Raw genomic sequence first — 19,816 nt, 5'->3', positions numbered from 1 at the left:
CTCAGGCCAGCGATTCCTTCACCGCGGCGCCCGTCGGCGCGTCGTGCGTCGGGGGCTTCGTCGTGACCATCAGGGCCGCTATCAGGCCGGCCAGCAGCATGATGCCTGCCGCGCACCAGATGGCGACCGTGTAGCCGTGGACGATGCCCTCGCTGGTGACCAGGGCGCGCTGGGAGGGGTCGGTGAGGTGGGTGGTGATGTAGGTCGTGCTGCTGGTGGTGGCGATGGTGTTGAGCAGGGCCGTGCCGATCGAACCGCCCACCTGCTGGGAGGTGTTGACGGTGGCCGAGGTGACGCCGGCGTCCTGGGGGGCGACTCCCGCGGTCGCGGTGGAGAAGACCGGCATGAAGGTGAGGCCCATGCCGAGGCCCATGAGGATCAGGGCGGGGAGGATCTCCGTGGCGTAGTCGGAGTGGATCGTCATGCGGGTCAGGATCAGCATGCCGCCGGCGGCGAGGACCATGCCGGGAGCCATCAGGAGGCGGGGCGGGACGCGGTTCATCAGGCGGGCGGAGATCTGGGTGGAGCCGATGATGATCGCGGCGGTGAGGGGCAGGAAGGCCAGGCCGGTCTTGACGGGGGAGTAGGCCAGGATCACCTGGAGGTAGTAGGTCATGAAGAGGAACAGGCCGAACATGCCGATGACGGCCAGGCCCATCGTCAGGAAGCAGCCCGCGCGGTTGCGGTCCTTGACGATGTGCAGGGGGAGCAGGGGCATCGGGGCCCTCGACTGCCACCACACGAAGGTCGCGAGCAGGACCGCGCCCGCCGCGAACAGGCCCAGGACCAGGCTGTCGGTCCAGCCCCTCGGCTCCGCCTCGCTGAAGCCGTAGACGATCGCGACCAGGCCGCCGCAGCCCAGCAGGACACCGGGGACGTCGAGGCGGGCGCCCGCGTGGCCGGGGCGGTCGTGGAGGAGGATCAGGGCGCCGATGACGGCGATCACCGCGATGGGCACGTTGACGTACAGGCACCAGCGCCAGTCGAGGTACTCGGTGAGCAGACCGCCGACGATGAAGCCGATCGCGGAGCCGGAGCCGGCCAGGGCGCCGTAGATGCCGAAGGCCTTTCCGCGCTCCTTCGGGTCCGTGAAGGTCGTCGTCAGCAGGCTCAGCGCGGACGGGGCCAGTACGGCGGCGAAGACGCCCTGCAACGCGCGGGCGCCGAAGAGCATGCCGGAGTTCTGGGCCGCGCCGCCCAGCGCCGAGGCCGCGGCGAAGCCGATCAGGCCGATGACGAAGGTGCGTTTGCGGCCGACCAGGTCGGCGATGCGGCCGCCGAGCAGGAGGAGGCCGCCGAAGGCCAGGGTGTAGGCGGTGATCACCCATTGCCGGTTGCCGTCGGACATGCCCAGGTCCTGCTGTGCGGAAGGGAGGGCGATGTTCACGATGGTCGCGTCGAGGACGACCATGAGCTGGGCGAGGGCGATGACGACCAGGCCCCACCAGCGGCGGGGGTCGGCGGATGCGGATGCGTGTTCGTCCGTCCGGGTGACGCTCACCTGGTCAGAAGACCATGAATCAGGGCGTATCGCATCTGCGGATGTCTTGCGGTCTGCGGATGTCTTGCGGCTGGTCATGGTTCCAGTACGACCTTCCCGGTGGTGCCGCGGGTTTCCAGCGCCCGGTGCGCGGCGGCTGCCTCGGCGAGCGGGAAACGGTGGACGGCGGGGGTGAGGCGGCCCGCGGCGGCCTCGGCGAGAGCACGGAGTTCGAGGGTGCGGACGGGGTTGGGGCCACCGGCCGCGCGCATCATCGCGGGGCCCAGGACCTGCTCGGAGACGCCTTCGACGAGATACGGCCCGCCGTCGTGGATGCCGTCCGCGGACCAGCCGAAGACGAGGTGCTTGCCGCCGGGGCCGAGCAGCTCCGTGGCGTGCCGGGCGACCTCGCCGCCCACGCCGTCGAAGACGATGGTGGCGTGGCGTCCGCCCAGGTGGGCGCGGACCTTGTCCGGCCATGCCGGGTCCTTGTAGTCGACGGCTAGGTCGGCGCCGTTCGCCTCGACGCGGGCCACCTTCTCCGGGCCGCCGGCCAGGCCGATGACGGTGGCGCCGGTGTTCTTGGCGTACTGCACGAGGAGGGTGCCGATGCCGCCCGCGGCGGCCGGGATCACGGCGACCGCCTCGGGGCCGAGCTCGGCGAACTGCACGATCCCCATCGCCGTACGGCCTGTTCCGATCATGGCGACGGCCTCGGCGGCGTCGAGGTTCGCGGGGATCTCGTGGACGCGTTCGACGTCGGTGACGGCGAACTCGGCGTAGCCGCCGGGGGCGAACCCGAGATGGGCGACGACGCGCTTGCCGAGCCAGAGGGCGGCGACGCCCTCGCCGAGGGAGTCGATGACTCCGGCGACCTCGCGGCCCGGGATGGTGGGCAGTTCGGGCAGGGACGGCAGGGGGCCCTGGGCGCCCTCGCGGAGGGTGGTGTCGAGGAGGTGGACGCCGGCCGCTTCGACGGCGATACGGACCTGGCCGGGGGCGGGGAGAGGGGTTTCGACCTCCTCGTGGACGAGATTCTCGGCCGGGCCGAAGGTGTGCAGACGGATGGCGTGCATATGGGTTCCCCCTGTTGGCCGTTGGGATCCCCACTCTTCAACCTCAAGCATGCTTGAGGTCAAGGGCGTTCCGGAGGCCCAGCGCCAGCGATACGGCGGTCAGGGCGCTGTTGAAGGACACCTCGGACAGCACTCCGGGGGCGGCGACCTGGTCACCGGCGAGGTACACGCCGTCGCCGCGGTCGATGGCCGGGCGGTCGCGCCAGCTCGTGCCGGGCAGGTCCACGGCACCGGTACGGCCGTTCGCGACGGACTCGCGGCGCCAGGTGACACGGTCGCGCCAGCCGTCGAAGGCCAGGTCGAGAAGGTGCTCGGCGCGGGCGACGCCGTCGGCCTTCGACTCGTGCGGGGCGATGGGGATCTGGCCCTGGATCAGCTGCTCGCCGGCCGGGGCGAGGGTGCGGTCCTGGGCGGTGAAGCGTTCGATCCAGCCGGGGGAGTCGAGGTCGGAGACGGCGAAGGCGTCACCGCGGCGCGTGCGGAGGGCGAGGTCGATGAGGGTGGTCCGGCCGCTGGTCCAGGTGAGGGAGTCGTCGGACTCGTGTGCGAGGAGGAGGCGGCGGGCGGCGTCGAGGGAGGTGGCGACGACGACAGGGGTGTCGGTGGGGAGGGTGTCGACGCGGGAGAGGGTCTCCATCCGTACGCCGAGGTTCCACGCGCGGGCGGCCATGCGGTCGATGACGCTCGCCCAGCCGCCGCGCGGGTAGTGCGCCTCGGGCGGCAGCTTGGTGGCGCGGCGCAGGCGTTCCTGCACGAACGCGGCGGACAGGGCGCCGGGGTCGTGGTGGAAGAGGGCGACGGCGGAGTAGTGTGCGGCGGCACGGGCGCCCTCCTCGCCGGCGACGCCGGTCGCCCAGGTGAGGAAGTCGGTGTCGACGGGCGCGGGCGGGAGACCGGGGCGCAGCAGCTTCAGCAGGGCGAAGGGCGGGGTGCGGCGCAGGACGCCATGGTGCTTGAGGCGCAGCCGGGCCGCCTCCAGGGGCGGGAGCGGGGCGAGCGGGCCGATGAGGTCGCGCTGCCGGAGCCAGGACCAGTGCGGGCCGCCGCGGTAGAGGGCGTGCGGGCCGTCGTTCGTCCGGTACGGCCCCTCGGCGGTCCGGGCCCGCCCGCCGAGCGTGTGATGAGCCTCGTACACGGTGACCTTGGCGCCCGCCTCGGCGGCGGCGACGGCCGCGGTGAGTCCGGCGAAGCCGCCGCCGATGACGGTGATGCGGTGCATGGGTGGGGTCTCCCTCGGGTCGCGTCCTTTGTGGGTTGCCGTTTGCGGGTTGCCGTCTGTGGGCTTCCGTTGTGAGTAGGACGGGTCGAGGGGTGGGGAGTGTGACATCGGGGGTGTTTTTGCAGGTCAGGATGCTGGTCCCTGGGCGTTGTCAGTGGTGGGGTGCAGCATGGGGGTATGGCGAGGAGAGCGGCGGGTGGGACTGGTGGTTCGGGTAGGTCGGGTGGTTCGGATAGGTCGGGTGGGTCAGGTGGCTCCGGCGGTTCCGGAGTGAAGCGTGCGCGGCCGCCGGAGGTGCGGCTGCCGCCGCTGGTGGCGTACGGCGGTGGCGGGCTCGAGCCGGACGGGGATTACGACGGGCTGGAGTTCGCGGAGGCGGACTTCGCCGGGCAGGACGCCTCGGGCGCCCGCTTCATGGACTGCGCGCTGACGGGGTGCGCGCTGGACGAGACCCGGCTGCGCAACGCGCGCTTCCTGGACTCGGTGCTCACCGGGGTCCGGGGCGTGGGGACCAACCTGTCCGAGGCGACCCTGCGGGACGTGGAGTTCGTCGACGCGCGGATGGGCGGGGTCCAGCTGCACGGGTCGACGCTGGAACGGGTGGTCATCCGCGGCGGCAAGATCGACTACCTGAACCTGCGCATGGCGAACCTCAGAGACGTCGTCTTCGAGGGCTGCGTCCTCGCCGAACCGGACTTCGCCGGGGCCCGGCTGGAGCGCGTGGAGTTCGTGGACTGCGCGCTGAAACGGGCGGACCTCACCAACGCCACCCTCGTCGACGTGGATCTGCGGGGCGCGGCGGAGGTGGACATCGCGCGGGGCGTGGAGCGGCTCGCGGGGGCGGTGATCAGCACGGCGCAACTGCTGGATCTGGCGCCGGTGTTGGCGGGGCAGATGGGGATTCGGGTGGAGGGCTGACGGCGTTCAGCTCAGCCTGGGGAAGCGGGCCTGGAGGGTCCAGATCGCTGGGTTTTCCGCCAGGTCCTCGTGGAGGTCGCACAGGTCGGCGAGGAGGTCGTGGAGGAAGTCGCGGGACTCGCGGCGGAGTTCGGAGTGGGGGAAGGTGAGGGGCGGCTCTTCGGGCGGCATCCAGTCGGACTCGATGTCGACCCAGCCGAAGCGGCGCTCGAAGAGCATGCGGTCGGTGGACTCGGTGAAGTCGAGTTCGGCGTGCTGGGGGCGGGAGGCGCGGGAGCCGGCGGGGTCGCGGTCGAGGTGTTCCACGATGTCGCACAGGGCCCACGCGAAGTCGAGCACCGGCACCCATCCCCAGGCTGTGGACAGTTCCCGGTCCGCCTTGGTGTCGGCGAGATAGACGTCGCCGCAGAACAGGTCGTGACGCAGCGCATGGACGCTCGCGCGGCGGTAGTCCATCTGGGGCGGGTCCGGGAAGCGGTTGGAGAGGGCGTAGCCGATGTCGAGCACGTAGGTGATGGTGTCACGCCGTACGGGGGGTGCCTGTGCCCCGCCCTAGGATCACTGTCATGTCCCGATCCGTGCGCCTTGTCCCGGCCTGTACGTCCCTCCTCGTCACCCTCTCCCTCTCCCTCTCCTTCTCCCTCGCGCTCACGGCGTGCAGTGGGGGCGGCGGGGGCGGAGTGCAGGGCACGCCCGGGGGTTCCGGGGTGCGGGATCCGTACTTTCCGAAGGCGGGCAACGGCGGGTACGACGTCAGCCACTACTCCCTCCGGCTCGACTATGAGCCCGACGACGAGCAGCTGTCCGGCACCGCCGTCGTCACCGCCCGGGCCACGCAGGATCTGTCCGCCTTCGACCTGGACCTGACGGGGATGGACGTCGAGGAGGCCACCGTCGAGGGCGAGGCCGCGCGCTGGAACCGGGTCGGGCAGGAGCTGACCGTACGGCCGGGCGACGAGCTCGACGACGGGGAGACCTTCGAGGTGCGGGTGCGGTACTCCGGGACCCCGCAGACCCTCACCGATCCGGACGGCTCCGAGGAGGGCTGGCTGCCGACGGAGACTGGGGCGGTCGGGCTCGGCGAGCCGAACGGGTCCATGGCCTGGTTCCCCGGCAACCACCACCCCTCGGACAAGGCCACGTACGACATCGCGGTCACCGTGCCGGAGGGGCTCCAGGCCGTCTCCAACGGGGAGTTGACCGGTGAGACGACCACGGGAGGGCGTACGACCTTCTCCTGGCACACCGCCGAGCCGATGGCGAGTTACCTCGCGACGGTCGCCGTCGGCGACTACAAGGTCAGCCGCTCCACCGCCGGTGACGTGCCCGTGTACACCGCCGTCGCCCCGGGGCAGGTGAAGGCGAGCGCGAAGGTGCTGGCCCGGCTGCCCGAGGTGCTGGACTGGGCGGAGACCAACTTCGGGCCGTACCCCTTCTCCTCCGCCGGCGCGATCGTCGGCGGCGAGGACGACGCCGGGTACGCCCTGGAGACCCAGAACCGGCCCTTCTTCCCGGGCGCGCCCGACACCGGGCTCCTCGTCCACGAGCTGGCCCACCAGTGGTTCGGTGACTCCGTCACGCCGAAGACCTGGCGGGACATGTGGCTCAACGAGGGGTTCGCGACGTACGCGGAGTGGCTGTGGGAGGAGGACGAGGGCGGCGACACGGCCCAGGAGACCTTCGACGCGCTGTACGACCACGGGGAGGAGACCTACGAGGACCTCTGGGCCTTCCCGCCCGCGAAGCCCACGAGCGCCGCGCATCTCTCCGACGAGGGGCCCGTCTACCAGCGCGCCGCGATGGTCGTCCACAAGATCCGGCAGACCGTCGGCGACGACGCCTTCTACGACATCGTCCAGGGCTGGACAGCCGCCCACCGCCACGGCAACGCCGACACCGACGACTTCACGGCGTACGTCGAGGAGCAGGCCCCGGACGAGGACTTCGACGCGATCTGGGAGGACTGGCTGTACGGGGACGGGAAGCCGGGCAGCCCCTGAGCCGGGCCGCCCCTGAGCGCCGGCAACGGGGGCGACCGGATCAGGATGCGTCACACCTGGCGGTCGAGATCGTGGCGCATCGCCTCGCGGGCCGCGGCGACCGTGCGGGTGTGGGCGCGGCGGGCCTCCTTGTAGTCGGCGGAGGCGAGGGGGTGGCCGGCGGCCAGTACGTCCCGGAGTTCGCGCAGGCTCAGGTGGGCGTCCTCGACGGCGGCGGCCAGGGCGGGCGGTACGCAGATCAGGGCCGTCTCGCGGGCCTCGTTGCAGCCCGACGCGCGGAACGCCTCCCGTACGGCCGCGTCGAGGGCGGCGGCCTCGCGCTGCTGGTCGCCGGTGGCGACGGCGCGCATGGCCTCGTGGGCCTGGCGGAAGCTGGTCAGACAGGCGACGTATATGTCCTTGCGCTCCTGCCGGGCCTGGCCGGCGGAGTCGCGGCGCCAGCGGGCCCGGTCGGCGAGCAGCGTCGAGCCGACACCGACGAGGGCGCCGAGTCCGGTACCGGCGAGGGTCATCCACTCCACGGGAGTTCAGACTCCTTGCCAGTTGTCGAGGAGGCGGGCGAGGGACGGTGGCCAGAGTGGCTCGGGTGCCTCGGCGAGCTTCTTTCGGGTCCACCAGTCCCAGGTGAGGATGCCGTCCTCGGCGTGTGCGGCGGCGAGGTGGGGGCCGGTGGGTTCGCGGTGGGGGCCGTGGGTGACGTAGATGTGCTCGTGCTGGTGGACGGGGCCGACGATGGGGGTCCCCCCGCTCGAGCGAAGTCGAGAGTGGGGGAGCGTGAAGTCGTGTTCCCAGGTGTGCACCAGCAGGCCGGGGTGGGTCAGGTCCGTCCAGCCCGTCTCCTCGTGCAGCTCGCGCAGGGCGCCCTCGGACGGGCGCTCGTCCGCCTCCAGGCCGCCGCCGGGCAGGGCCCAGTGGACGCCGACCTCGACGTTGTCGTACCGGAAGAGGAAGACGGAACCGTCCGGGTCGACCACAGCGACGCGGGCCGCGCGGCGCGGGGTGCGCAGAGGAGTGCTGAGCGCCTTGCGCAGGATCGCGCAGGGGCGGCCCAGTGCGCGGTCCTCGCGGTGGCCGATCACCTCGTAGCCGAGGGCGGTCCAGAAGGCGAGGCTCTTGGGGGTGGCGTCGAGGACGCCGAGGCGTACGGCGGTGTGGCCGGCGCTCCGGAAACGGTCCTCGGTGAGGGACGCCAACCGGCGCCCGTACCCCTGCCGTTGGGCGTTCGCGTCGACCATCAGCAGCCCGATCCACGGGTCCGGGTCCGCCGGGTCGGGATGTTCGGCGAGCGTGACCACGAGCCCGACGAGCCGCCCCGCGCTGCGGGCGAGGAGCACCTGGGCGCCCGGGTGGGCGAGTTCGTCCGCGAGCGCCGCCGCCACCTGTTCGGGGCGTACGTCGTCGGGGTCCGGGAAGTCCCCGCTGAGGGCGTGGAACTCACGGTTGGAGGCGTACAGCGCGGTGAGTTCGGTGAGGACGGGGGCCGGGATGTCGCCGTCGGGGGTGCGGGGGAGGGGCGTGAGGATCACGCGGGGCAACTTATCGCGCACACGTCACGCGTAAGCCGGTGAACGCCGGGACCCCCGGCCGAAGCCAGGGGTCCCGGTGCGGTGCGGTGACCGTCGGACGGGGTGACCCGTCAGACGTTGACGCCGAAGTCCTGGGCGATGCCCACCAGGCCCGAGGCGTAGCCCTGGCCGACGGCGCGGAACTTCCACTCGGCGCCGTTGCGGTAGAGCTCGCCGAAGACCATGGCGGTCTCGGTGGCCGCGTCCTCGGACAGGTCGTAGCGGGCGATCTCGGCGCCGCCGGCCTGGTTGACGATGCGGATGTAGGCGTTGCGGACCTGGCCGAAGTTCTGCGAGCGGTTCTCCGCGTCGTAGATCGAGACCGGGAAGACGATCTTGTCGATGTCGGCGGGGAGGCCCGCCAGGTTGACGTTGATCGCCTCGTCGTCGCCCGCGCCCTCGCCCGTGCGGTTGTCGCCGGTGTGGACGATGGTGCTGTCCGGGGTCTGCTTGTTGTTGAAGAACACGAAGTGGGCGTCGGAGTAGACCTTGCCCTGCGTGTTGACCGCGATCGCGGAGGCGTCGAGGTCGAAGTCCGTGCCGGTGGTGGTGCGGACGTCCCAGCCGAGGCCCACGGTGACGGCGGTCAGGCCCGGAGCCTCCTTGGTGAGCGAGACGTTGCCACCCTTGGACAGGCTTACAGCCATGGTTGGGAGTCCTTTCCCTCGTTTAGGTACTGCCTGAAGCTACATCTACCCGTATGAACGCCGAGAGGGGTAGCGAAGGTTCCTGGTGTCTTTACTTTCTTTACCGAACAGACAGTGAACGTTATTCGCGTGACGTGTGCCGGTCAGCCGGGGGACGATAGGCGGCATGTCCGGTCCTCACGTCATCCGCGGCTCCGTCTCCCTCCCGGAGGCCGAGCTCATGTGGCGTTTCTCGCGGTCGTCCGGACCGGGCGGCCAGCACGTCAACACCAGCGACTCCCAGGTGGAGCTCCGCTTCGACCTGGCCAAGACGGAGTCGCTGCCCGAGGTGTGGAAGCGGCGGGCCCTGGAGCGGCTGGCCGGCCGCCTCGTCGACGGGGTCGTCACGGTCCGCGCCTCCGAGCACCGCTCCCAGTGGCGCAACCGCGAGACCGCCGCCGTACGCCTCGCCGCCCTCCTCGCCGAGGCCACCGCCCCACCGCCGAAGCCCCGCAAGCCCACCCGCATCCCGCGCGGCATCAACGAACGCCGGCTGCGGGAGAAGAAGCAGCGCGCGGAGACGAAGCGGGGCCGGACGGGGCGCGACTGGGGGTAGGTCCCCCCGGGGGGGCCTGCTCGATGCCCGGTGTCACAGAAACGTCGTGCGATGCGTCATGTCACTGACCACCGCGACGAGACGCTGTGACGAGAGGCTGTGACGACCGATGAGCGAGAACGAGTTCCTTGCCCGGCGTTTCGAGGAGCACCGCGATCGGCTGCGGGCCGTCGCCTACCGGATGCTCGGGTCGGGGGCGGAGGCCGAGGACGCGGTGCAGGAGGCGTGGGTCCGGCTGAGCCGCTCCGACGCCGGGCAGGTGGACAACCTCGGGGGCTGGCTGACGACCGTCGTCGGACGGGTCTGCCTGGACATGCTGCGCTCCCGCACCGCGCGCGCCGAGCTGCCGCTGACCCCGGACGCGCCCGTGCCGGCCACGGTCGCCGACCCCGAGCAGGACGTCCTGCTCGCCGACTCGGTGGGCGCCGCGCTGCTCGTCGTACTGGAGACGCTGACACCCGCCGAGCGGCTCGCGTTCGTCCTCCACGACCTGTTCGCGGTGCCGTACGACGACGTCGCGACCGTCGTCGGCCGCACCCCGACCGCCGCACGCCAGCTCGCCAGCCGGGCCCGGCGCCGGGTGCAGGGGGCGCCCGCGCCGGACGCGGATCTCGTACGGCAGCGGGAGGTCGTCGACGCGTTCCTCGCCGCCGCGCGCGGGGGTGACTTCGAGGCCCTGATGGAGGTGCTCGACCCGGACGTCGTGGCCCGCAGCGAAGCCGGGGTGGTCGCGGGTGCGCTTGCGGTGGCGAAGGGTGCGTCCACCTACTCCCGGCTCGCCGCGATCGCGCTGCCCGCGCTGGTCGACGGGGCGACGGGGCTCGCCGTACTGGTCGACGGGCGGGTGGAACGGGCGCTGGCGTTCACGTTCGTACGGGACCGGATCGCCGTCATCGACATCAGCACGGAGCCGGGGCGGGTGGCGGGACTGGAGGTGGAGTTCCTTTAGGGGTGCTGTGCGACCAGAGATTGCTGTGCGACAGGGGCTTCCTATCCGGCGTCTCCGATGTCCAGCACGCCCACGATCTCTCCCTCGACCATCTCCCCGTTGGGGCGGAAGCCGAGGTTCAGATAGAAATTCTCGGGGCCGTTCTCACCTTGGTGCCAGCTGACGTACAGCTCTTTGCCACCGCGACCGCGGATCTCGGCCGCGACGGATTCCACGGCGAAGCGACCGTATCCGCGGCCCTGTTCACCGTCGGCGATGTTCAGCCGCCACAGGCCGGAGCGGAACAGGGTGCCGTCCTCGCGCCAGTCGATGTCGAAGAAGGCCATCAGGAAGCCGACGGGGCGGTCGTCGTCGGTGATCAGGCGGGGCCAGGCGGTGTCGGGATGGACGTATGCCTCGGCCAGCGACTTCACCACCGGGGCGACGGCGAACTCCTGCTCCGGGCGGACGCGTACGGAGAGGGCGGCGTCGAGGTTGCGGGAGGTGATCTTCTCCAGGCGGGGGGTCATGGGGGGACCCTAGGGCGGGAGGCGAGAGGGGGCGAGGGGATTTCGGGCGGGGGTGAGGTCGGTGGTCGGTGGGCACCGGTCGGTGGGTGGTGGCCGGTGATTGGCAGATCTGTCCCGACCCCGAACAGCAAAACCGCAGGTCGCCGAAAAGCTCAGCCCCGACGCAACTGCCAATTGCCGAGCTCGCTCCGGCCGCTCAGCCCAGCCGTCAGCCCAACTGGCGGTACCTGCCCTTGAAGTACGCCAGCGGGCCGCCGTCCGCGCTCGGGACCGCTGCCGTCAGGACCCGGCCGATCACCAGTGTGTGGTCGCCCGCCTGCACCCGCTGTTCCGTGCGGCACTCCAGGGTTGCCAGCGCGCCGCCCACCAAGGCCGCTCCGGTCGCCTCGCCCCTGACGTACGGGATGTCCTCGAACAGCAGACGGTCGCTGATGCGGCCCTTCATCGCGAAGCGGCCGGCGATGTGGCGTTGGGACTCGGAGAGGACCGAGACGGCCCAGAGGGGCTGTTCGTCGAGGAGTTCGTCCATGCGGGAGCCCTCGCGGAGGCTGACCAGGACCAGGGGCGGGTCCAGGGACACCGACATGAAGGCGGTGGCCGTCATGCCGACGTCCTCGCCCTTGGGGCCGTCGGCATCGAGCGGGGGCTCGAAGGCGGTCACCAGGACCACACCCGCGGCCAGCCGGGACATGGCGGCGCGGAACTCGTCGTTGCTCACCCCCACAGGATGCCCGTAGGCGGCGGGGGCGGTGATCGGGGGAGTGTTCGGCACGTTCCGGAACGCTAGTGTCCGGCCGGTCCCGTCCGCATCGGACCTCCGCCCGAGCCGGGACCCGCTCTCCGACCTAGGACCCTCGGCACACCCCCACCAGCGCCTCCCCGTGAATCTCCACAAACCCCCAAAGATTGCGTTCAGTAAACGCACAGGGAAAACGCAGAAACCCCACTCAATTGTTCATCTTTCGCTGTGACTTGAGTCACAAGGGGCATTAATTGTTGACCCTGTGTACCGAGTGGGCAGCGCGCTGTGATTCAGTGGCGGGGAAGCTGCCAGAACGATACGCCGATGAGAACCCTTGATTCGCTGCGAGGTCTCGGGGGGAGGGCGAGCATGGAGACCGAGTCGGAGCCCTACGTCCGTCTTGCGACTCTGCGACAACTGCATCAGGTCATGGCGGACATGAACACCGCCCGGTCTCTTGCGGACACGTTGCAGACCGTCGCCGACGGCGTCGTCACCGGTCTCGGCTACGAGCTGGCCTGCGTCAACCTCGTCCGCCCCGACGGCGATCTCGTCGTCGCCGCGTTCGCGGGCAACCCCGCCGCCGAGGCGCTCATCACCGGGCGGGTCGGCTCCCGCGACTCCTGGGAGCGCCGGCTGAGCATGGGGGAGAACTGGGGCGACCTGGTCTTCATCCCGCACACCGAGGGCTGGATCCTCGACGACGACGATGTACCGCAGTGGTACACCGACGGCCCCGCGCCCCGCTTCGAGGACGAGTGGCACCCCTCCGACCGGCTCTTCGCGCCCATGTTCACGCCGGGCGTGAGCGGCGGCTCGTGCGGCGAGCTGATCGGCGTCCTGTCCGTGGACCGGCCCAGGAACGGCCGCCGGCCGGGCGCGTGGGGGCGCGAAGCGCTTCAGATGTACGCCTTCCAGGCCGCGATCGCGATCAGCAACGCGCGTCTGCGTGCCAATATGCAGCGCGCGCTGGTCCGGCTGGAGCGTGAGCAGCAGGCCCTGCGCGCCAGCGAGGAGAGCTTCCGGCAGGCCTTCGAGTACGCCCCCTCCGGCATGGCCATCGCCGAGATGGGCGGCGATCAGCACGGCCGGATCCTGCGCACCAACGACGCCCTGTGCCGGCTCCTCGGGCGTCCCGCCTCCGCGATGCGGCGCTACTCCTTCTCCGACCTCGTCCACCCCGAGGACATAGGGACGCTGCTGCGGACCTCGGCCGAGGGCGGCCGGGCCGAGCTGCGGCTCGGGCGCCGCGACGGCAGCTACGTCTGGGTCTCGCTGCGCAACTCCGTCGTCGCCGACGCCGCCGACGGGCCCCGCTTCCTCCTCACCCACGTCGAGGACATAGAGGACCGCAAGCGCCGCGAGCTCCAGCTCGCCCACCGGGCCTCCCACGACTCCCTCACCGGCCTGCCGAACTCCGCCGAGCTGCGGGCCCGGCTCTCCTCGCGGCTGTGCCAGCGCCCGACGCACCACGCCGCCCTCGAATCCATCGACGCGGCCTACGGCGGCCATCCCGCCTACGACGCCAACGGCCACGGCTTCGACTTCCGGCCCGGCACCGAGGCGTTCGACGTCGGCTACGACCACCATGTGCACACCGCCGCCCCCGAGGGCGAGCACGACGACGGCACCAAGGGGCTCGCGGTCCTCTTCTGCGACCTCGACGGCTTCAAGTCGATCAACGACCGCTTCGGGCACAACGCGGGTGACGCGGTGCTCATCGAGGTCGCCCGGCGGCTGTCCCGGCAGGTCCGTGACGGTGACACCGTGGCCCGGCTCGGCGGCGACGAGTTCGTGATCCTCGCCGACGGCCTCGGCCGCGCGGACGCCGCCGACCTCGCCGTACGTCTGCGCAACGAGATCATCCAGCCCATCCGCGCGGAGGGGCGTGCCGTCCGCGTGGGCGCCAGCTTCGGTATCGGGTGGGCACACTGCGGGATGACCGCGGACGAAGTGTTGAAGTCCGCCGACGAGCGGATGTACGTAGAGAAACGATCTCGTCCCAAACAGCACAGACGTGCGGGCTGATCCCCTGGTCAGGGAGCAGGTCGGTGAGCTGATGCGGTCTGAGTCACCCGTTTGGGGCAGCCGGAGCGGGTAGGCTCGCCACTTACCACGCGTACCGCATCCGTCCCCGCACCTGCTGAGGAGTTACTGGGATGACGTCCGGCACCACCGGCGCGAACACGCCGCCCGAGGACGACGACCCGTTCGGCTACCTCTACGCCGACGGACAGGCCAACGGGGCCCAGCCGCCGTCCGGCGGTTACGGCTACCCGGGCTCCGTCAACCGGCAGCGCCCGGTCGGCCAGCGCCAGTACGGCCAGCAGCAGACCGCGGCATACGGACAGGTCCCGCAGCAGCAGGGCGCCTACGGCCAGCCCAACGCGCACTACGCCGCCCCCGAGACGTTCCCCGGCGGCGCCCCCACCACCCAGACCCCCCAGCCGTCGTACGGCGGCCACGGCGGCGGCGGTCGCGGGCGGGGCCCCAACACCAAGGGTCTGCTCATCGGCGCCATCGCGGTGGTCGCGGCGGTCGTCATCGGCATCGGGGTGGCGATGATGGGCGGCGACGACGACAAGGACGCGGGGGGTGGCGGCGCGTCTACCTCGCCGTCCGCTCAGCAGAGCAGCGAGCCGAGTGCGTCCCCGAGCAGCAGTGAGGTCAGCACGGACGACCTCCCGGAGCTCGACGCGAAGGCACTGAAGCTCGGGACCGGCGTGACGACCGCTTCTGACGTGCAGGGCGCCACCTCCGACGGCGGCATCTATGTGACCGGGCTCAACCAGACCGGCGCCGAGGTCACCTGGACCGTCAACGGCATCCCGAAGGAGGGCGTCTACACCCTCTTCACGCAGTACAGCGTCCCCGGCAAGGACCAGAGCATGACGCTCACGGTCAACGGCAAGGTCTTCGGCACCAAGCTGAACCTGGGCAACTTCGCGAAGGCCGCCGAGGGCGACTACACGAAGGGCTGGACGCAGACCTACTCCTGGCCGACCCTCAACCAGGGCACCAACACCATCAGCATCTCCTGCCAGGCCGGCGACCAGTGCGACGTCCTGCTCGACCATCTGCGGCTGAAGGCCGGGCAGGTCGAGAAGTAGCGGCCCTCACGCCGCGCTGACCTCCCCGGTCACCGCCACCCGCCCCCGCAGCTCCTCATAAGCCGAGGCGTCGAACTCGCCCGCCACCGGGGCCAGTACGGTCGCCGCCGAGAGGGCCACCGCGCGGGTCAGGCGGTCCGGCCAGGGGAGGTGTTCGACCAGGCCCGACAGCAGGCCCGCGACCGCTGAGTCGCCGGCGCCCGTCGGGTTGCCGTGGATGCGGGCCGGTGGGGTGGCGCGCCAGCGGCCCTCCGGGGAGGCGGCCAGGAGGCCGTCCGGGCCCAGGGAGGTCACCACCGCTCGGGCGCCCCGGCGGCGCGCGTCCTGGGTGGCGCGCAACGGCTCGTGGGAGCCGGTGAGTTCGGCGAGTTCGTCGGCATTGGGCTTGATGATGTCGGGGCGGGCGGCGACTCCGCGGCGCAGGGGTTCGCCGCTGGTGTCGAGGAGGACCGGGACGCCGGCCGCGCGGGCGGTGCGGACCAGCCCGGCGTACGCGCCCACCGGGACGCCCGGCGGGAGGCTGCCGCACAGGGCCACGGCGGACATCGACGGGAGCAGATCCTCGTACGCCTCCTGGAAGGCGGACCACTCGGCGGGGGTGATCGTCGGGCCGGGTTCGTTCAACTGGGTGGTGTCGCCGGTCTGTTCGTCCGTCACGGCTATCGTGCGCCTCGTCGCGCCGGCCACCGGGATCAGCGCGTCCACCACGCCCGGCACCGTCGTGAGCTGCTCCTGGAGCAGCCGGCCCGTCGCACCGCCCGCGAAGCCGGTGACCGTCACCTCGTGGCCGAGGGCGGCGAGGACGCGGGCCACGTTCAGGCCCTTGCCGCCGGGGCGTTCGATGACCTCGGAGACGCGGTGGGAGGCGTGCGGGCGGAGGGCGCCGACGCGGTAGGTGATGTCGAGAGCGGTGTTCAGTGTGACCGTGAGGATCACCTGTGCCGACCTCCCCCGAGACGAGTCCTGCGAAGCCTGTGTAAGCGCGCCCGTCACGGCGGACGGCGGCGTCCCAGTCTTCCAGGACAGCCGCCGCCTCAACAGATGGACAGATCAGGCCAGTTGGGGATCGACCACCCATTCACCGCGCCGCATCACGCCCTTGAGGGCGAATTGATGGTCGAGAAGCAGCAGGTCGGCGTACTTGCCCGGCTCCAGCGAGCCGATCGAGTCGTACATCCCCAGCAGCCGCGCCGGGTTGGCGGACAGCGCCGCGACGGCGTCCTCGACCGACAGCCGGTCCACCGTCACCGCCCGCCGGAACGCCCGGTCCAGGGTGAGCGTGGAGCCCGCGATCGAACCGCCCTCCACCAGCCGCGCCACCCCGTCCTTGACCTCGACCGCCATCGGGCCGAGCGAGTAGAAGCCGTCGCCGAAGCCCGCCGCGTCCATCGCGTCCGTGATGAACGCGACCCGGTCCGCGCCCGCGTGATGGAACGCCAGCTGGAGGGCGGCGGGGTGCAGATGCGTACCGTCGTTGATCAGCTCGACCGTGATCCGCTCGTCCTCCAGGAGCGCGGCGATCGGGCCGGGCGTGCGGTGGCCCAGCGGGGGCATCGCGTTGAACAGGTGCGTCGCGACCGTCGCGCCCGCGTCGATCGCCTCCACCGTCTGCTCGTACGTCGCGTCCGTGTGGCCGATCGCCGCGATGACGCCGTGTTCGGTGAGGAGTCTGACCGAGTCGATGCCGCCCGGGAGTTCGGTCGCGAGGGTGACCATCTTGGCCTTGCCCCTTGCCGCGTCGATCAGTTTGCGGACCTCCGCGGGGTCCGGGTCGCGCAGCAGTTCCTCGGAGTGCGCGCCCTTGCGGCACGGGGAGATGAACGGGCCCTCGAAGTGGATGCCGGCGATGTCGCCCTGTTCGGCGAGCTCGGAGAGGAGGCCTGCCCGCTGGACCAGGGAGTCCATGTCTCCGGTGACGGTGGAGGCGACGAGGGTGGTGGTGCCGTGCAGGCGGTGGGTGTGGATGCCCCTGACTACGTCGTCTGCGGTGCCTGAGGTGAAGGAGGCTCCGCCGCCGCCGTGGTTGTGGATGTCGACGAAACCTGGGACCAGGGTGTAGCCCGATACGTCGATGAGGCGGGCGTTCTCCGGGGCGCTTCCGGCGATGCGGGGGCCGTCGATGATCACTCGGCCGTCTTTGACGGTTCCTGTGGGGAGGACCACGGTTGCGCCGGACAGGACGAGGGGCGCCTTGCCGGATGCGGGCTGCGGGTCGTGTGTGGCTGGTCGCGCAGTTCCCCGCGCCCCTGAGGGGGTTGCCATCAGCGCGTTACCTCCGTGCCGTCAGTTGTTGTGAGGAGATCCCAGGCCAGCAGCCCGGCACCCAGGCATCCCGCCGTGTCTCCCAGCGCGGCCGGAACGATCTCCGGCAGCTTCTGGAAGGTGACCCGCTGCCGGACCGCGTCCCGCAACGGTGTGAACAAGGTTTCCCCCGCCTCCGCCAGGCCGCCACCGATGATCACGATCCGGGGGTCCAGGAGGGTGAGGGCGGTGAGCAGGCCGTCGGCGAGGGTGTCCAGGGCCGCCTGCCAGACCTGTGCGGCGCGCTGGTCGCCGGACTCGACCGCCTTGGCGCAGTCCGCCGCGTCGGCGTCCGGGTCCCCGCAGGCGGCGGCCCATGCCTCACTGACGGCGGCCGCGGAGGCGTACCGCTCCAGGCAGCCGTGCTGGCCGCAGGGGCAGGGGGTGCCGCCGGGGCGTACGACGATGTGGCCGATCTCGCCCGCGAAGCCGTGGGCGCCCGCCTCGACCTGGCCCGCGATGCCGATGGCGCCCGCGATGCCGGTGCCGAGGGGGAGGAAGAGGAAGCGGTCGGCGCCCTGGCCGGCGCCGATGCGGCCCTCGGCGAGGCCGCCGGTGCGGACGTCGTGGCCGAGGGCGACCGGGATGCCGTCCAGCTTGGAGGTGAGCAGGGCGCGTAGCGGTACGTCGCGCCAGCCCAGGTTGGCCGCGTAGGCGGCGATGCCGTGCTCGGCGTCGACGATGCCGGGGACGGCGACGCCGACGGCGGAGGCGGGCTCGCCGAGGTGCTGGGCGCCGTACGCGTGGAGCTCGGCGGCGAAGTCGAGGATGCCCTCGACGACCGCGTCCGGGCCGCGCTCGCGGCCGGTGGCCCGGCGGGCCTGGTGGAGCACGGGGGGTCTGGGGGGTGTCCCCCCAGAAGGCACAGTTCCGGAGGCGCCGACGAGGGCGGCCTTCATTCCGGTGCCGCCCACGTCGAGGGCGATGACATGTCTCACGGGGGTAGTGTGGCCCGCCGACCCATAAGAGGTCTAGTCCACTTACGTGGTGTAGACCTTATGTCTGACCTTTCGAAAGTTTCGACGATGATCTGGGGCTCGGCAGCAGTGCAGTGGCGGCGTAGGACAGGAACGATCGCGGTGGTGTCCGCACTGGGCATGACGGCGGTACTGAGCGGCTGCGGCCTCGGCTCGGGCTCCGACGAGGTGACCCTCAGACTGGTCGCCGCCGACTACGGCGACAGCAAGGCCAACAGCTCGCGGAAGTACTGGGACGGGCTCGTCGAGGAGTACGAGAAGAAGCACCCGAATGTGACGGTGGACGTCACCGTCTATTCCTGGAACGACGTCGACCGCGAGGTCAAGGAGATGGTCGCCGCCGGGGACGCGCCCGACATGGCGCAGATCGGCGCGTACGCCGACTACGCCGCCGACGGCCTCCTGTACTCCGCCGACGAACTCCTCTCCATCTCCACCCAGGCCGACTTCCTCCCGCAGCTCGCCTCCGCGGGCGAGGTGGACTCGACGCAGTACGGCATTCCGTTCGCCTCCTCCACCCGGCTGCTCTTCTACAACAAGACCCTCTTCGCCAAGGCCGGTCTCAGCGCGCCCACCACCTGGGACGAGCTCGCCTCCGACGCCGCCGCGCTCAAGGCCGACGGGGTGAAGTACCCGTACGCCCTTCCGCTCGGGTCCGAGGAGGCGCAGGCCGAGACGATGCAGTGGCTGCTGAGCGGCGGGGGCGGGTACACCGACAGCCTCGGTACGTACGGCATCGACTCCGCCGAGAACGTCGCGACCTTCACCTGGCTCAAGGACGACCTCGTGGGGGAGGGGCTGACCGGGCCGGTCGCGCCGGGGAAGCTGAACCGGGCGGACGCGTTCGCGGCGTTCGCCGACGGGGAGGTGGGGATGCTCAACGGGCATCCCACGCTGATGAAGGCGGCCGCGGCGAAGGGGGTGAAGTTCGGCATGGTGCCGATGCCCGGTGTCGACGGGCCCTCCAAGTACTCCATGGGCGTCGCCGACTGGATGACCGCCTTCAAGAAGAACGGCCACGCCGAGCAGGTCGGGGACTTCCTCGACTTCGTCTACAGCGACAAGAACGTCCTCGACTTCTCCCGTGAGTACGACCTCCTCCCCGTCACCGCGTCGGCGTCCGACGTCATGAGCTCGGCCGCGGAGGACAAGGATCTGCGGCCCTTCCTCAAGGAGCTTCCGCAGTCCGAGCTGTACCCCGTCGGGCGGACGTCCTGGGCGTCGGTGAGTTCGGCGGTCAAGGAGCGGATCGGGGGTGCGGTGAGTTCGGGCGGGAATCCGGCGGCTGTGCTGGGTGATCTTCAGGCGACGGCGTTGCGGGCGGAGAGCGCGGAGTAGGGGCTGCGGGGCTGAGGGGCTGTAGGCGTTGTCAGTGGTGGGCGCTACGGTCCTGTCATGAGCGATCTCGGCGCCCGTGAGCTGGCCATCCTCGCGTTGGAGCGGCGTGGGTTCGGCGGGCCCGGGGCGAAGGAGCGGGCGATACGGGAGGAGCTGGGGCTGGTGCCGGTGCGGTACTACCAGCTCCTGAACGCCCTGCTGGACGATCCGCGTGCCCTCGCCTCTGACCCGGTGACGGTGAACCGGCTGCGGAGGGTGCGGGACGCACGCCGGTCGGAGCGGTGACCGTCGGGTGTTTCTCGCCCCCGCCGCCCCTACCCGTCCCATCCTTCTGGGGCTCCGCCCCAGACCCCGCTCCTCAAACGCCGGAGGGGCTGGGTTTTTCAGCCC

Annotated in this window: 20 protein-coding genes; 8 read left to right on the top strand and 12 right to left on the bottom strand. The window is 71.3% G+C overall.

Annotated features, from left to right (window positions below; all coding sequences use genetic code 11):
• Position 1 precedes the first annotated feature (1 nt).
• The 3 genes from ABZ928_RS48250 to ABZ928_RS48240 all read right to left on the bottom strand — a co-directional run bounded on the left by ABZ928_RS48250 (position 2) and on the right by ABZ928_RS48240 (position 3,775).
• A complete protein-coding gene (locus tag ABZ928_RS48250; protein WP_361534873.1) occupies positions 2-1,501 on the bottom strand; it encodes an MFS transporter in 1,500 nt (499 codons plus the stop codon).
• 74 nt (positions 1,502-1,575) lie between these two features.
• Entirely contained in the window at positions 1,576-2,556 is a 981-nt protein-coding gene (locus ABZ928_RS48245) for a zinc-binding dehydrogenase (RefSeq protein WP_361534870.1), read from the bottom strand.
• 43 nt (positions 2,557-2,599) lie between these two features.
• On the bottom strand, positions 2,600-3,775 hold the full coding sequence (locus ABZ928_RS48240) for an FAD-dependent oxidoreductase (RefSeq protein WP_361534867.1): 1,176 nt from the start codon (positions 3,773-3,775) through the stop codon (positions 2,600-2,602).
• 177 nt (positions 3,776-3,952) lie between these two features.
• Here ABZ928_RS48240 and ABZ928_RS48235 point away from each other — a divergent pair, with 177 nt between their 5' ends.
• Positions 3,953-4,693 carry a pentapeptide repeat-containing protein gene (locus ABZ928_RS48235; protein ID WP_361534864.1) on the top strand — a complete coding sequence of 247 codons (741 nt, stop codon included), beginning with the start codon at positions 3,953-3,955 and terminating at the stop codon, positions 4,691-4,693.
• Positions 4,694-4,699: 6 nt separating this feature from the next.
• Here ABZ928_RS48235 and ABZ928_RS48230 read toward each other — a convergent pair whose 3' ends face one another.
• Positions 4,700-5,200: a hypothetical protein gene (locus ABZ928_RS48230; RefSeq protein ID WP_361534861.1), complete on the bottom strand. Its 501-nt coding sequence runs from the start codon at positions 5,198-5,200 to the stop codon at positions 4,700-4,702.
• Between the two features lie 59 nt (positions 5,201-5,259).
• Here ABZ928_RS48230 and ABZ928_RS48225 point away from each other — a divergent pair, with 59 nt between their 5' ends.
• Positions 5,260-6,693: a M1 family metallopeptidase gene (locus ABZ928_RS48225; RefSeq protein WP_361534858.1), complete on the top strand. Its 1,434-nt coding sequence runs from the start codon at positions 5,260-5,262 to the stop codon at positions 6,691-6,693.
• Between the two features lie 50 nt (positions 6,694-6,743).
• Here the strand turns inward: ABZ928_RS48225 and ABZ928_RS48220 are convergent, their stop codons facing one another.
• From ABZ928_RS48220 to ABZ928_RS48210, 3 genes are all read right to left on the bottom strand, one after another.
• Complete coding sequence (locus tag ABZ928_RS48220) at positions 6,744-7,214, bottom strand: hypothetical protein (protein WP_361534855.1); 471 nt, start codon at positions 7,212-7,214, stop codon at positions 6,744-6,746.
• A gap of 6 nt (positions 7,215-7,220) precedes the next feature.
• Positions 7,221-8,219 (bottom strand): bifunctional GNAT family N-acetyltransferase/NUDIX hydrolase, encoded by a 999-nt coding sequence (locus ABZ928_RS48215; RefSeq protein ID WP_361534852.1) that lies wholly within the window; start codon positions 8,217-8,219, stop codon positions 7,221-7,223.
• Between the two features lie 110 nt (positions 8,220-8,329).
• A complete protein-coding gene (locus ABZ928_RS48210) occupies positions 8,330-8,905 on the bottom strand; it encodes a TerD family protein (RefSeq protein ID WP_037709701.1) in 576 nt (191 codons plus the stop codon).
• Positions 8,906-9,062: 157 nt separating this feature from the next.
• Between ABZ928_RS48210 and arfB the strand changes: the two genes are divergently transcribed.
• Positions 9,063-9,500, top strand: coding sequence for an alternative ribosome rescue aminoacyl-tRNA hydrolase ArfB (gene arfB, locus ABZ928_RS48205; RefSeq protein WP_361535241.1), 438 nt, complete (start codon positions 9,063-9,065; stop codon positions 9,498-9,500).
• A 109-nt stretch (positions 9,501-9,609) separates the two neighbouring features.
• Positions 9,610-10,449: a sigma-70 family RNA polymerase sigma factor gene (locus tag ABZ928_RS48200; protein WP_361534849.1), complete on the top strand. Its 840-nt coding sequence runs from the start codon at positions 9,610-9,612 to the stop codon at positions 10,447-10,449.
• 41 nt (positions 10,450-10,490) lie between these two features.
• On the opposite strand, the gene ABZ928_RS48195 is transcribed toward ABZ928_RS48200, so the two are convergent.
• Together ABZ928_RS48195 and ABZ928_RS48190 are read right to left on the bottom strand one after the other, a co-directional pair.
• Entirely contained in the window at positions 10,491-10,958 is a 468-nt protein-coding gene (locus tag ABZ928_RS48195) for a GNAT family N-acetyltransferase (protein ID WP_361534846.1), read from the bottom strand.
• 208 nt (positions 10,959-11,166) lie between these two features.
• Positions 11,167-11,730, bottom strand: a complete 564-nt coding sequence (locus ABZ928_RS48190) for a flavin reductase family protein (RefSeq protein ID WP_361534843.1) — start codon at positions 11,728-11,730, stop codon at positions 11,167-11,169.
• A gap of 339 nt (positions 11,731-12,069) precedes the next feature.
• Here ABZ928_RS48190 and cdgB point away from each other — a divergent pair, with 339 nt between their 5' ends.
• A complete protein-coding gene (gene cdgB / locus ABZ928_RS48185) occupies positions 12,070-13,728 on the top strand; it encodes a diguanylate cyclase CdgB (protein WP_361534840.1) in 1,659 nt (552 codons plus the stop codon).
• Between the two features lie 131 nt (positions 13,729-13,859).
• Positions 13,860-14,810 carry a carbohydrate-binding protein gene (locus tag ABZ928_RS48180; protein WP_361534837.1) on the top strand — a complete coding sequence of 317 codons (951 nt, stop codon included), beginning with the start codon at positions 13,860-13,862 and terminating at the stop codon, positions 14,808-14,810.
• A 6-nt stretch (positions 14,811-14,816) separates the two neighbouring features.
• On the opposite strand, the gene ABZ928_RS48175 is transcribed toward ABZ928_RS48180, so the two are convergent.
• From ABZ928_RS48175 to ABZ928_RS48165, 3 genes are all read right to left on the bottom strand, one after another.
• Positions 14,817-15,746, bottom strand: a complete 930-nt coding sequence (locus ABZ928_RS48175) for a 1-phosphofructokinase family hexose kinase (protein WP_361534834.1) — start codon at positions 15,744-15,746, stop codon at positions 14,817-14,819.
• A gap of 114 nt (positions 15,747-15,860) precedes the next feature.
• Positions 15,861-17,072, bottom strand: a complete 1,212-nt coding sequence (gene nagA, locus ABZ928_RS48170) for an N-acetylglucosamine-6-phosphate deacetylase (protein ID WP_361534831.1) — start codon at positions 17,070-17,072, stop codon at positions 15,861-15,863.
• Positions 17,072-18,049 carry an ROK family protein gene (locus ABZ928_RS48165; RefSeq protein WP_361534828.1) on the bottom strand — a complete coding sequence of 326 codons (978 nt, stop codon included), beginning with the start codon at positions 18,047-18,049 and terminating at the stop codon, positions 17,072-17,074. Before ABZ928_RS48165 ends, nagA begins: the two co-directional genes overlap by 1 nt.
• A gap of 159 nt (positions 18,050-18,208) precedes the next feature.
• Here ABZ928_RS48165 and ABZ928_RS48160 point away from each other — a divergent pair, with 159 nt between their 5' ends.
• Entirely contained in the window at positions 18,209-19,426 is a 1,218-nt protein-coding gene (locus ABZ928_RS48160; RefSeq protein ID WP_361535238.1) for an extracellular solute-binding protein, read from the top strand.
• A gap of 57 nt (positions 19,427-19,483) precedes the next feature.
• Positions 19,484-19,711 carry a DUF3263 domain-containing protein gene (locus tag ABZ928_RS48155; RefSeq protein WP_361534825.1) on the top strand — a complete coding sequence of 76 codons (228 nt, stop codon included), beginning with the start codon at positions 19,484-19,486 and terminating at the stop codon, positions 19,709-19,711.
• The last annotated feature ends 105 nt before the right edge of the window (positions 19,712-19,816 follow it).

This window comes from Streptomyces sp. NPDC046909 (genome assembly GCF_040644695.1).
Classification (GTDB): Bacteria; Actinomycetota; Actinomycetes; order Streptomycetales; family Streptomycetaceae; genus Streptomyces.
Note: the sequence above shows the minus strand (reverse complement) of the source record. Positions and strands in the feature narration are given on the sequence as shown.

Bases quoted from the DNA above. Each gene is read 5' to 3' on its own strand.
- ABZ928_RS48245 (WP_361534870.1), bottom strand. From the start codon at position 2,556: ATGCACGCCATCCGTCTGCACACCTTCGGCCCGGCCGAGAATCTCGTC.
- ABZ928_RS48240 (WP_361534867.1), bottom strand. From the start codon at position 3,775: ATGCACCGCATCACCGTCATCGGCGGCGGCTTCGCCGGACTCACCGCG.
- ABZ928_RS48235 (WP_361534864.1), top strand. From the start codon at position 3,953: ATGGCGAGGAGAGCGGCGGGTGGGACTGGTGGTTCGGGTAGGTCGGGT.
- ABZ928_RS48225 (WP_361534858.1), top strand. From the start codon at position 5,260: ATGTCCCGATCCGTGCGCCTTGTCCCGGCCTGTACGTCCCTCCTCGTC.
- ABZ928_RS48210 (WP_037709701.1), bottom strand. From the start codon at position 8,905: ATGGCTGTAAGCCTGTCCAAGGGTGGCAACGTCTCGCTCACCAAGGAG.
- ABZ928_RS48200 (WP_361534849.1), top strand. From the start codon at position 9,610: ATGAGCGAGAACGAGTTCCTTGCCCGGCGTTTCGAGGAGCACCGCGAT.
- ABZ928_RS48195 (WP_361534846.1), bottom strand. From the start codon at position 10,958: ATGACCCCCCGCCTGGAGAAGATCACCTCCCGCAACCTCGACGCCGCC.
- cdgB (WP_361534840.1), top strand. From the start codon at position 12,070: ATGGAGACCGAGTCGGAGCCCTACGTCCGTCTTGCGACTCTGCGACAA.
- ABZ928_RS48180 (WP_361534837.1), top strand. From the start codon at position 13,860: ATGACGTCCGGCACCACCGGCGCGAACACGCCGCCCGAGGACGACGAC.
- nagA (WP_361534831.1), bottom strand. From the start codon at position 17,072: ATGGCAACCCCCTCAGGGGCGCGGGGAACTGCGCGACCAGCCACACAC.
- ABZ928_RS48160 (WP_361535238.1), top strand. From the start codon at position 18,209: ATGACGGCGGTACTGAGCGGCTGCGGCCTCGGCTCGGGCTCCGACGAG.
- ABZ928_RS48155 (WP_361534825.1), top strand. From the start codon at position 19,484: ATGAGCGATCTCGGCGCCCGTGAGCTGGCCATCCTCGCGTTGGAGCGG.